General features: G+C 61.7%; 11 protein-coding genes and 1 riboswitch. Of the genes, 7 read left to right on the top strand and 4 right to left on the bottom strand.

From position 1 onward, the window contains the following. Window positions 1-105 precede the first annotated feature (105 nt). Both ACIO0C_RS05300 and ACIO0C_RS05295 read left to right on the top strand, forming a co-directional pair. The gene (locus tag ACIO0C_RS05300) at window positions 106-1,047 is read left to right on the top strand and encodes a YgfZ/GcvT domain-containing protein (RefSeq protein WP_401308768.1); all 942 of its coding nucleotides are present in this window, start codon (window positions 106-108) and stop codon (window positions 1,045-1,047) included. A 35-nt stretch (window positions 1,048-1,082) separates the two neighbouring features. After that, on the top strand, window positions 1,083-1,904 hold the full coding sequence (locus ACIO0C_RS05295) for an HDOD domain-containing protein (protein ID WP_401308765.1): 822 nt from the start codon (window positions 1,083-1,085) through the stop codon (window positions 1,902-1,904). A gap of 114 nt (window positions 1,905-2,018) precedes the next feature. Here the strand turns inward: ACIO0C_RS05295 and ACIO0C_RS05290 are convergent, their stop codons facing one another. Further along, window positions 2,019-3,407, bottom strand: a complete 1,389-nt coding sequence (locus ACIO0C_RS05290; protein WP_401308762.1) for a sensor histidine kinase — start codon at window positions 3,405-3,407, stop codon at window positions 2,019-2,021. After that, complete coding sequence (locus tag ACIO0C_RS05285) at window positions 3,400-4,071, bottom strand: response regulator (RefSeq protein ID WP_008055965.1); 672 nt, start codon at window positions 4,069-4,071, stop codon at window positions 3,400-3,402. The genes ACIO0C_RS05290 and ACIO0C_RS05285 overlap by 8 nt, the downstream gene beginning before the upstream one ends. A 390-nt stretch (window positions 4,072-4,461) precedes the next feature. Between ACIO0C_RS05285 and ACIO0C_RS05280 the strand changes: the two genes are divergently transcribed. The 4 genes from ACIO0C_RS05280 to ACIO0C_RS05265 are packed head-to-tail and all read left to right on the top strand — an operon-like array spanning window position 4,462 to window position 8,499. Next, complete coding sequence (locus tag ACIO0C_RS05280; RefSeq protein ID WP_401308758.1) at window positions 4,462-5,439, top strand: Bug family tripartite tricarboxylate transporter substrate binding protein; 978 nt, start codon at window positions 4,462-4,464, stop codon at window positions 5,437-5,439. A 58-nt stretch (window positions 5,440-5,497) separates the two neighbouring features. Continuing rightward, a complete protein-coding gene (locus ACIO0C_RS05275) occupies window positions 5,498-5,956 on the top strand; it encodes a tripartite tricarboxylate transporter TctB family protein (RefSeq protein WP_401308755.1) in 459 nt (152 codons plus the stop codon). 1 nt (window position 5,957) lies between these two features. After that, window positions 5,958-7,472 carry a tripartite tricarboxylate transporter permease gene (locus ACIO0C_RS05270; protein ID WP_401308752.1) on the top strand — a complete coding sequence of 505 codons (1,515 nt, stop codon included), beginning with the start codon at window positions 5,958-5,960 and terminating at the stop codon, window positions 7,470-7,472. After that, window positions 7,465-8,499, top strand: a complete 1,035-nt coding sequence (locus ACIO0C_RS05265; protein WP_401308750.1) for an AbrB family transcriptional regulator — start codon at window positions 7,465-7,467, stop codon at window positions 8,497-8,499. Before ACIO0C_RS05270 ends, ACIO0C_RS05265 begins: the two co-directional genes overlap by 8 nt. Before the next feature lie 125 nt (window positions 8,500-8,624). Here ACIO0C_RS05265 and ung read toward each other — a convergent pair whose 3' ends face one another. After that, window positions 8,625-9,317 carry a uracil-DNA glycosylase gene (ung, locus tag ACIO0C_RS05260; protein WP_274073507.1) on the bottom strand — a complete coding sequence of 231 codons (693 nt, stop codon included), beginning with the start codon at window positions 9,315-9,317 and terminating at the stop codon, window positions 8,625-8,627. Between the two features lie 132 nt (window positions 9,318-9,449). Between ung and ACIO0C_RS05255 the strand changes: the two genes are divergently transcribed. Beyond that, window positions 9,450-10,562 carry an enoyl-CoA hydratase/isomerase family protein gene (locus ACIO0C_RS05255; protein WP_401308746.1) on the top strand — a complete coding sequence of 371 codons (1,113 nt, stop codon included), beginning with the start codon at window positions 9,450-9,452 and terminating at the stop codon, window positions 10,560-10,562. Between the two features lie 50 nt (window positions 10,563-10,612). Here the strand turns inward: ACIO0C_RS05255 and ACIO0C_RS05250 are convergent, their stop codons facing one another. After that, window positions 10,613-11,062, bottom strand: coding sequence for a hypothetical protein (locus tag ACIO0C_RS05250; RefSeq protein WP_401308743.1), 450 nt, complete (start codon window positions 11,060-11,062; stop codon window positions 10,613-10,615). A 405-nt stretch (window positions 11,063-11,467) separates the two neighbouring features. Next, window positions 11,468-11,568: riboswitch (guanidine-I (ykkC/yxkD leader) on the top strand. The last annotated feature ends 33 nt before the right edge of the window (window positions 11,569-11,601 follow it).

Raw genomic sequence — 11,601 nt, 5'->3', positions numbered from 1 at the left:
ATCGAACAGTCGGCTTTGGTCGGGCACCGACGATCCTTTGTGAACTACCCATTTCAAGGGCAGCCCCTTATCATGTCCGCCAGACTCTTTACCCTGCGATGACCCATGGCCGATTCTGCTTTTTTCTGCACGCTGTCTCATGAAGGTGTCCTGGCGGTCCGCGGTGCGGACGCCGGCAAATTCCTGCAAGGCCAACTGACCTGCAACCTCAACTACCTGAGCGACACTCGGGCCAGCCTCGGCGCGCGTTGCACGCAGAAAGGCCGGATGCAGTCGAGCTTCCGCATCCTGCTCGAAGGTGACGGTGTACTCCTGGCCATGGCCAGCGAGTTGCTGGAACCGCAATTGGCGGACCTGAAAAAATACGCGGTGTTTTCCAAGTCCAAGTTGACCGATGAAAGCGCTGCCTGGGTTCGTTTCGGCATTGAGCAGGGCGATGGGGCCTTGAAAAGCCTCGGTCTTGAACTGCCGGCAGACACCGACAGCGTCGTGCGTAATGACCGCTTGATCGCCATTCGTGTCTCGCCCGACCGCGCCGAGCTGTGGGTGGCCGCCGATCAAGCCAATGGCATCAAGGGACAGCTGTCCGCCCTGCTGCGCGAAGGCGAACTCAATCAATGGCTTCTGGGCCAGGTTCGGGCCGGAATCGGCCAGGTGATGCCAAGCACCCGTGAGCTGTTCATCCCGCAAATGCTCAATCTGCAAGCCGTCGGTGGCGTGAGTTTCAAGAAAGGCTGCTATACCGGCCAGGAAATCGTCGCGCGCATGCAGTACCTGGGCAAACTCAAACGCCGCCTGTATCGCCTGCAACTGGATGCCGACGAACTACCGGAACCCGGCACCCAACTGTTCGCCCCCAGTCACGGCAGCTCGATCGGTGAGGTGGTGCTGGCCGCCAGTGCTGCCGGTCACATCGAACTGCTGGCCGTGTTGCAAGCGGAAGCAGCCGAAGCTGGCGACATTCATCTGGGCGCACTCGACGGCCCGGCCCTGCACTTGCTCGACCTGCCGTACCCACTGGACCGCGATCGCGAAATCCAGCGTTAAGCGCAGTACTTTTTTGCAACACCTAGAGAAGCGTAATGAGTGAGCTGGCGGAAAAGGTCCAACAGGATTTGGTTGAGGCCATCGATAACGATGACCTGGTTCTGCCAACGTTACCGGAAGTGGCCATGCAGATTCGCAAGGCCGCCGAAGACCCGCAAATCAGTATTGGTAGCTTGAGCAAAGTGATTGGCCGCGATGCCGCGCTGTCGGCGCGGCTGATAAAGGTGGTCAATAGCCCACTGCTGCGCGCAGCGCAGGAAGTCACCGATTTGCACACGGCAATCACCCGCCTGGGCATCAACTACAGCAGCAACCTGGCGATCGGCCTGGTCATGGAACAGATTTTCCATGCCCGCTCCGCGGTGGTGGAACAGAAAATGCGCGAGGTCTGGCGCAAAAGCCTGGAAATCGCCGGCGTCAGCTATGCGCTGTGCCGCAACTACACCCAGCTCAAGCCCGATAAGGCGGCCCTTGGCGGGCTGGTGCACCAGATCGGTATATTGCCGATCCTGACCTACGCCGAAGATCACTATGAACTGTTGTCCGATCCGGTCAGCCTAAATCATGTGATTGACCGCATACATCCATTGCTCGGCGACAAGCTGCTGCGCGTTTGGGAGTTTCCAGAGCCACTGGTGCAGGTGCCGCAGCTTTACCTGGACTTCAAGCGACAGTCCGCGCAGATCGATTACGTCGACCTGGTGCAGGTGGCCAGCCTGTACTGCTACAAAGACACCGAGCATCCGATCTCGCGAATCGACCCCTTCAGCGTACCGGCCTTCGTCAAGCTGGGGATCGATCCGGACGACAAGGCGATGTGCGCCGATCTGGAAGAAACGCGGTTGATGTTTTACTGATCTAACACCGCGTCGCCCCTTTCGCGGGCAAGCTCGCTCCCACAGGGATTTGTGGTGCTGCACAGATCCAATGTGGGAGCGGGCTTGCTCGCGAAGAGGCCAGAACAGGCACCATCATTCCCCAGCCATAAAACTCACCCGAACCTTCAACCCCGCCCGCTCCCCATCATGCAAGCTGATCTGCGCCAGGTGCGCGCGGCAGATCTCGCCGACGATCGCCAGCCCCAGCCCCGACCCGGCCACCTGCTGATTACGCCGGTAAAAGCGCTCGAACACCCGATCACGCTCATCAAGGGGAATCCCTGGCCCATCGTCCTCGACTTCCAGCACCGCCGGCGCCAGGACCCGCAAAATGACGTTGCCGCCCGGTGGCGTATGGGCCAGGGCGTTGTCCACCAGATTGCTCAACAGCTCATTCAACAAGGTCGGTTCACCGCGCAACCAGACCGGCTCGTCAGCTTCCAGCGCCAAGGCCACGCCGCGTTTATGGGCCAGCGGCGCCATGGCCATGCCCAGCTCACGGGCCAATTGACTGAGGTCGAGCAGCTGCGCGCCGCCCTCGGCAATCGCCCTGGCGCCATTTTCCACCCGGGCCAGCGAGAGCAATTGATTGGCCAGATGGGTCAGGCGATCAGTGCCTTGGGCAGCGGTTTCCAGCGTGCTGCGCCAGGTTTGCGGCTCGTTCGAGCGCAAGCCCAATTCCAGCCGGGCCTTGAGCGCTGCCAACGGCGTGCGCAGTTCGTGGGCGGCATCAGCAATGAATTGCGCCTGCTTCTCGAACTGCCCGCGCAGGCGCTCGGTGAAATGGTTGAGCGCACGCACCAGCGGCCACAACTCGCGTTGCACTTCTACCAGGGGCAGCGGCCGCAGGTCATCCGGCTGACGTTCCTCCACTGCGGTGCGCAAACGCTCCAGCGGACGTAGCGCCGCACTGACCGCAAACCACACGATCATCAGTGCCCCGACCGCCAGCATGCCCAGGCGCAGCAAGGTATCGCCGGCCAGGCTGCGGGCCATGCTGACGCGTGCCTCATCGGTCTCCGCCACGCGGATTTCCGCCATGCCGTTCATGTTTGGCTCGCTGACCGCCTTGAGCAGGCTGACCACGCGCACATTCTGCCCCTGATAAGTCGCGTTGTAGAAACGCGCCAGCGCCGGGTAGTTGTCGGTGCGAGGTGTACCGGGAGGGGGGGGTGGCAGGTTTTCATAGCCGGAGATCAGCTTCTGATTGATATCGTTGACCAGGTAGAAAATCCGCCCCGCGCTGTCGTAGGCGAACGTATCGAGGGCCACGTAAGGCACGTCCAGGCTGAGGCTGCCATCACGTTCGGACAGGCCGGCGGCGATGGTCCGCGCCGAGGCCAGCAACGTGCGGTCATAGGCCGTGTCGGCCGCTTCGCGACCGTTCCAGTAAGCGCTCAAGCCGCTGGCCAGCATCAATACCACCAGCAACAGCGCCAGGTTCCACAGCAACCGCCAACGCAGGCTGCTGGCCTTATGCATCACGGCTTTCCAGCAAATAACCGAGACCGCGGAACGTCACGATGGCCACCGGATGGCCGTCGAGTTTCTTGCGCAGGCGATGCACGTAGATTTCGATGGCGTCGGGACTGGCCTCCTCGTCCAGGCCGAAGACTTGCGAGGCCAGTTGCTCCTTGCTCATCACCCGGCCAGGGCGAGCGATCAGGGCTTCGAGTACCGCCTGCTCGCGGGAGGTCAGGGTCAGCAGTTCCTCACCGAGGGTAAAGCGCCGGGTCTCCAGGTCGTAGGCCAGCACACCACAGCGCTGCAGACGCTCGCCACCCAATACACTGCGGCGCAACAAAGCCTTGACCCGGGCTTCAAGCTCGGTGAGCTCGAAAGGCTTGGCCAGGTAGTCGTCGGCCCCCAGGTTCAGGCCATGGACCCGGTCCTTGACGTCGCTGCGAGCGGTCAACATCAACACCGGTAGATTCTTGCCCCGGGCACGCAAGCGCGCCAGCACTTCGAAACCGTCCATGCGCGGCAAGCCGACATCGAGAATCGCCATGGCGTATTCCTCGCTACCCAGCGCCAGGTCGGCCGCCACGCCGTCGTGCAGCACATCCACGGTCAAGCCGGTGCTCTTGAGCGCCTGAGCAACACTTTCAGCGAGCTGAAGATGGTCTTCGACGAGCAGGACACGCATGGATCATTACCTCGTTCAGGGATGGTCGACGCCATTCTTTGGCGCGGAGTTTACAGCGGCATCCGCCGCTGTGAAGCCTGAAAAACCGTGAAAGCCCGATGAAAGGTTAGCGAAAGGTTGGACCGTTAGAGTCGATCTACGGATGGTTTATCTCGCAGCCATCGATCGTGCTTTGAAATGTAGCTCCCGAAAAACGCCTCGATGCGTTTTCGCCAATAAGAACAATAACGAGGTACGTCGCCATGCTGTCCACCCAGCGCCACATTTGTCCGTCCCGCCCCTTTTCTCGCACCCCCTCGTATACGCTTGCCGGCGCAGTTAACGGCTGCGCGAAGCGAAACCGCTGCATCTGAAACATCCCAAAAAACAACAACTCCTGTGGAGACAACAATGAATCGATCACTGCGCCGTTTCGCCCTCGCCGCCAGCGTGATGCTGTTCGCCGGCCCACTGATGGCCGAGCCCAAACGCCCGGAATGCATCGCACCGGCCTCGCCCGGCGGCGGTTTCGACCTGACCTGCAAACTGGCGCAAAGCGCGCTGGTCAACGAAAAGCTGCTGACCAAACCAATGCGCGTGACCTACATGCCTGGCGGTGTCGGCGCGGTGGCTTACAACGCGGTAGTCGCCCAGCGCCCGGCGGATGCCGGCACGCTGGTGGCCTGGTCCAGCGGTTCGCTGCTCAATCTGGCCCAGGGCAAGTTCGGTCGCTTCGATGAAACCAACGTGCGCTGGCTGGCCGCCGTTGGCACCAGCTACGGTGCCATCGCCGTGAAGAGCGATTCGCCCTACAAGACCCTGGACGATCTGGTCCAGGCGCTGAAAAAAGATCCGAGCAAAGTGGTGATCGGTTCCGGCGGCACCGTCGGCAGCCAGGACTGGATGCAGACCGCCCTGATCGCCAAGGCCGCCGGGATCAACCCGCGCGACCTGCGTTACGTGGCGCTCGAAGGCGGCGGTGAAATCGCCACCGCCCTGCTCGGCGGCCACATCCAGGTCGGCAGCACCGACATCTCCGACTCCATGCCGCACATCCAGAGCGGCGACATGCGTCTGCTGGCGGTGTTCTCCGACAAGCGCCTGGACGAGCCGGAAATGAAAGACATTCCAACCGCCCGCGAGCAAGGCTACGACATCGTCTGGCCGGTGGTGCGCGGTTTCTACCTCGGGCCAAAAGTCAGCGATGAAGACTACGCCTGGTGGAAAGACTCCTTCGACAAACTGCTGGCCTCGCCTGAGTTCGCCAAGCTGCGCGACCAGCGTGAACTGTTCCCGTTCGCCATGACCGGCCCGGAGCTGGACACCTACGTGAAGAAGCAGGTAGCGGACTACAAAGTGCTGGCCAAAGAGTTCGGCCTGATCCAGTGATCGTCTCTGTCTAGCGGCCACGGCTCCGTTTGGCGGAGCCGCGGCCCAGGAGTTCCCCATGCTCTTACAACGCATTTTTGCTTCGGTGCTGTTGCTGGCCTGCGTCGGCCTCGCGCTGATGGCCTGGCCGTATGAAGCGGCTTTTTCCTACGAACCGGTGGGGCCCAGGGCCTTTCCGCTGCTGATGCTTGGCCTGATGGGCTCAGCGCTGCTGTACATGGTGTTTCGCCCCGCTCCGATCAAGCACAACGATGACGAGCCGCCGCTGGATCGCGAAACCCTGACCAAGATCGGCATCTGCGTAGCGCTGCTACTGGTGTTCGCCGGCACCTTCGAACCGCTGGGTTTCATCGTCGCCAGCATCCTGATCGGCGTGCCCATGGCCCGTCTGTATGGCGGTCGCTGGGTACCAAGCATCGTGATCATCAGTTTGATGGCCGTGGGCCTCTACCTGCTGTTCGACAAGTTGATGGACGTGCCGCTGCCACTTGGCGTGCTCGACGTTCTGGAGAACTGATATGGATACTCTTGGCTATTTGGGTCAGGGCTTCGGCGTCGCGCTGAGCCCGTACAACCTGGTGACCGCGCTGTGTGGCACCCTGATCGGCACTGTGGTGGGCCTGCTGCCGGGCCTGGGGCCGATCAACGGCGTGGCGCTGCTGATCCCCATCGCATTCGCCCTGGGTCTGCCGCCGGAGTCGGCGCTGATCCTGCTGGCGGCGGTGTACCTGGGTTGCGAATATGGCGGCCGGATCAGCTCGATCCTGCTGAACATTCCGGGCGAAGCCTCCACCGTGATGACCACCCTCGACGGTTACCCGATGGCCCGCAAGGGCCTGGCCGGTGTGGCGTTGTCGCTGTCGGCGTGGAGTTCGTTCATCGGTGCCTTTATCGCGACCTGCGGCATGGTGCTGTTCGCTCCACTATTGGCCAAATGGGCGATTGCCTTCGGCCCGGCGGAATACTTCGTACTGATGGTGTTCGCGATTGTCTGCCTGGGCGGCATGGCCGGTGACCGTCCGTTGAAAACCTTTATCGCGGCGCTGATCGGCCTGTTCCTGTCAACAGTCGGCATCGACGCCAACAGCGGCGTGTACCGTTTCACCGGGGACAACATCCACCTGACCGACGGCATTCAGTTCGTGGTACTGGTGCTGGGTCTGTTCTCCATCAGTGAAATCCTCCTGTTGCTGGAGAAAACCCACCACGGCCAGGAAGCGGTGAAAGCCACCGGGCGCATGATGTTCAACTTCAAGGAAGCGGCGTCGGTGTTCGTGGTGAACCTTCGTTGCGGCGTCCTGGGTTTCATCATGGGCGTGTTGCCGGGTGCCGGTGCGACCCTGGCCAGCGCCGTGGCCTACATGACCGAAAAACGCATGGCGGGCGCCAAGGGCACGTTCGGCCAGGGTGACATGCGCGGCCTCGCGGCCCCGGAAACCGCCATCGGCGGCGCGGCCTGCGGTGCGTTGGTGCCGATGCTGACCCTCGGCGTACCGGGCTCGGGCACCACGGCGGTGATGATCGGCGCCCTGTCGCTGTACAACATCACGCCGGGGCCACTGCTGTTCCAGCAACAGCCGGACATCGTCTGGGGCCTGATCGCTTCGTTGTTCATCGCCAACATCATGCTGGTGATCCTCAACATTCCGATGATCCGCATCTTCACCCGCATCCTCGCCGTGCCGAACTGGGCACTGGTGCCGGTGATCGCGATCATTACCGGGATCGGCGTCTACGCAGTGCACGCCACCACCTTCGACCTGTTCCTGATGATCGGTATCGGCATCTTCGGCTACATTCTGCGCAAGCTGGACTTCCCGCTGTCGCCGGTATTGCTGGGGTTCATTCTCGGCGGCCTGATGGAGCAGAACCTGCGTCGCGCCCTGTCGATTTCCAACGGTGCGCTGGAAATCCTCTGGTCGAGCCCGATCACTTTCGGTTGCTGGGTCCTGACGGCGATCATGCTGTTGATGCCACTTATCCGCATCTGGCGCAAACGCTCGGCCGCACAACGCGCTATCGCCGATGTCTGATCGGTCCCCCTTCAACCTCTGGTGGGGAACCCCGCTGGTCGGCCTGATTGGCGGTTACCTCGCCAGCCAGGTCGGCTGGCCTTTACCGTGGATGGTCGGCTCGTTACTGGCGATCATCCTGGTGCGCTGCCTGACACCCTGGCAACTGGCGGAAATCCCTGGCGGGCGCAAGTGCGGCCAGTGGATCGTCGGTATCGGCATCGGCCTGCACTTCACCCCGGTGGTGATGGAACAGGTGCTGAGTCATTTCGGCTTGATCTTCTTCGGTGCGCTGGTCACCAGCCTCTCGGCGGTGGTTGGGGTCTGGCTGATGCGCCGCACCGGTGAAGATCGCGCCACTGCATTTTTTTCCAGCATGCCCGGCGGTTCCGGGGAGATGGTCAACCTCGGCGCACGCAATGGCGCGGTGCTCAGCCGGGTGGCCGCGGGCCAGAGTTTGCGGGTACTGGTGGTGGTCCTTTGCGTGCCGGCAGCGTTCAAATACCTGCTGGGTGACGGTGCACCGATTTCCCACGCTGGCAGCATCGATTGGCGCTGGCTGGCGGTGTTGTTTCCGGCAGGGGCGGCGGCGGCCTGGATCTGGGAGCGCCTGCGCCAACCCAATCCCTGGCTGTTCGGCCCGTTGCTGGTCAGTGCAGCAGTGAGCATCGGTTGGGACCTGCACATCGGCTTGCCCAACGGCGGCAGCCAGATCGGCCAATGGCTGATTGGCAGCGGCTTGGGCTGCCACTTCAATCGGCAGTTTTTCCGTCGCGCGCCTTCGTTCATGGGGCGGACATTGATCGGCACGGTGCTGACCATGCTGATCGCCACGGCGGCTGCGCTGGGATTGAGTGCGCTGACCCACCTGGACTTGCGCTCACTGACCCTGGGCATGATGCCCGGCGGGATTGCCGAGATGAGCCTGACGGCCGAAACCTTGCAGCTGTCGGTGCCATTGGTGACGGCGATGCAGGTGATGCGGTTGTTGTTCGTGTTGTTTCTGGCGGAGCCGTTGTTCAAGTATTGGAATCGTAATCCAGAGTAAGACCGAGTCGACTTCATCGCGGGCAAGCCCGCTCCCACAGGTTTGGTGTCGTTCGAATAATTTGCGTTCGACGCGGTCACTGTGGGAGCGGGCTTGCCCGCGATGGGGCCAGTCCGGTCAGCCCATCAAATCGGCGGCAACCGCCACTCGATCGGCGTCTCGCCATTCTGCTCCAGGAACTTGTTGGTCCGGCTGAAGTGCCCGCACCCGAGGAAGCCACGATAGGCCGATAGCGGTGACGGGTGCACCGAGGTCAGCACCAGATGCTTGGTGGCATCGATCAGCTTCTGTTTGCTCTGGGCATGGGCGCCCCACAGCATGAACACCAGGTGCGGCTGCTGTTGGCTGACCACTTCAATGATCCGGTCGGTGAAAAACTGCCAGCCCTTGTCCTTGTGCGCGTTGGCGTTGGCACGCTCCACGGTCATGGTGGTATTGAGCATCAACACGCCCTGCTCCGCCCAGCTTTGCAGGTAGCCGTGGCTGGGGATGTCGATGTTCAGGTCGCGCTTCAACTCTTTGTAGATATTGACCAGCGACGGCGGCGCCGGCACGCCCGGTTGCACCGAAAAGCACAGGCCATGGGCCTGGCCTGGGCCGTGATAAGGGTCCTGGCCGAGAATCACCACCTTGACCTTGTCCAGCGGTGTGGAATTGAGCGCGTTGAAGATCATCGGGCCCGGCGGATAGATTTCCTTGCCCGCCGCCCGCTCGTCCTGGAGGAATTTTCGCAACTCTGCCATGTAGGGCTGGTCGAATTCGGCACGCAGTGCCTCCTTCCAGCTCGGTTCGAGTTTGATACGGTCGTCAGCAGTCATGGTTACATCCGGCAAAAACAATGGGGCGAACCCTAGGAAAGCCCATCACGCTTGTCAATTGATCTGACGCCGATCCGGCACTTTCCCACACAGCGATCATACTTAACCCTCAAATTCCCGAGCGAGGTCACGATGAATCTGCACTTCGAAGAACTCACCGGCACTGACGGCGCCCGCATCGGCATTGCCACACTGGATGCGGAAAAATCGTTGAACGCCCTGTCCCTGCCGATGATCAACGCCCTGCGCGACCGGCTGCACGCCTGGGCCAAGGAACCGCAAATCGTTTGCGTCATGCTGCGCGGCAAAGGCATCAAGGCCTTCTGCGCCGGCGGTGAAGTGCGCAGCCTGGTCGAGGCCTGTCGCGCCCACCCGGGTGAAGTGCCGACGCTGGCCGCGCACTTCTTCAACTCGGAATATCGCCTGGATTTCAGCCTGCACACCTATCCCAAACCGTTGATCTGCTGGGGGCACGGCTATGTGCTCGGCGGCGGCATGGGCCTGTTGCAGGGGGCAAGCATTCGCATTGTCACGCCGAGCAGTCGTTTGGCGATGCCGGAGATCAGTATCGGCTTGTACCCGGACGTGGGCGCCAGTTGGTTCCTGTCGCGCCTGCCGGGCAAGCTTGGCTTGTTCCTCGGCCTGACCGGGGCCCATATGAACGGTCGCGATGCGATCGATCTGGACCTGGCCGACCGCTTCCTGCTCGACGAGCAGCAGCAAGAACTGATCGAAGGCCTGCTGCAGTTGAATTGGCAGGAACAGACGCCGATGCAGCTCAACAGCCTGCTCAAGGCCTTGCAGCAGAAAGCCGTTGCGCAGCTGCCCCAGGCCCAGTGGCTGCCACGCCGCGAACAGATCGACGAACTGCTGGACGTCAGCGATGTGCGTTGCGCCTGGAAGGCCATCGGCACGCTGCGCGATCACAGCGACCTGTTGCTCAACCGCGCCGCGCGCAACCTGATCGAAGGCTCGCCGCTGACCGCGCATCTGGTCTGGGAACAGATCGCCCGTGCCCGGCACCTGTCACTGGCGCAAGTCTTCCAGATGGAATACACCCTGAGCCTCAACTGCTGTCGCCATCCGGAATTCAGCGAAGGCGTGCGCGCGCGGTTGATCGACAAGGATCAGAAACCCCGCTGGCACTGGCCGGACGTCAACAACGTGCCGGATGCCGTGGTGGAGGCGCATTTCCACAAGGTCTGGGAAGGCCGACATCCGCTGGCGGATTTGTCGGATTACTGAATCTGTGCACAAAAAAAGCGGCGCTTGATGCGCCGCTTATTGATGTGTGATTAACGGTGGTTGATCCGGCCGTCGTGATCGCCCCGGCCGTTATGGTCGCTTCGACCGCGGTGGTTGTTGTTGCGTCCACCACGATTATCGTTGTTCCAGCCGCCGCGATTACGGCCGTCCCAACCTTGGCTCTGGTGCGCCCGGTAATCTGGGCGAGCCTGGTGGTAGCGCGGTGCCGGTTGGTAATAGCGCGGCGCCGGCTGATAGACCCGCGGCTGATGATAATAGCGCGGCGTTGGCTGGTAATACCGCGCTGGCGGCGCGTAATACCGGCGCGGTGGCGTGTAATAACCGCCGCCATTGGAGTAGTAGGAGTTGCCGCCGGCGTAATAAGGCGCTGGCGAGGTGTAAACCTCGGAACTGTAGTAACTGACTCCTCCGTCGGAATAAGGCACGCATCCACCAAGGAACAATCCCAACACGGCAATCAGAAGAATTCGTCGATACATAGCGGCCTCCTGGACCGCGAGTGAGCCATACCAGCGACACTGGCAGGCGGCAGTCAAATGTTCTGCGACTGTCGAAAGATCAGACATCGAATTCGAGATCTGGTGCGTTCTTGCAACACGCCGAAACATGTCGCCGATGAAAGGTTTTTCATCTATTCACACGCTGATTGATGGACACCACACGATATCCATCGCCGTAATAACGGCCTCCGGATCAAGTCTCAGATCAGTTGCCAACACGTCCCATTGCGGTGCGCCCGCGCACCATCACAAGGCGGCCCCCACTCTCCCCACGCGCACGCCAATCGCGCGATGCCCGTGCCAGAGCGTCCCAACCAACTTGGCACGTCTCTCGCTTTAGCAAAGATGTGCAGGAGTCATCACAGGTTCGCGGCACCACAATTTGCAATGGCTGACTAGGGTTCCGGCTCGCTGACGCGAGTGACTGGTCCGAGAGTTGGCGACCTCCAGTTGAGGTTACACGGCGGGACAAAAGCCCGGGAGACAAGCCACCGTTCGCGGTGCCGCTGCCTTCCTGT

The organism is Pseudomonas sp. NPDC087336, assembly GCF_044744285.1.
In the GTDB taxonomy this organism is placed as follows: Bacteria; Pseudomonadota; Gammaproteobacteria; order Pseudomonadales; family Pseudomonadaceae; genus Aquipseudomonas.
The sequence above is the reverse complement of the archived record's forward strand: the minus strand, read 5'-3'. Positions and strand labels throughout refer to the sequence as shown.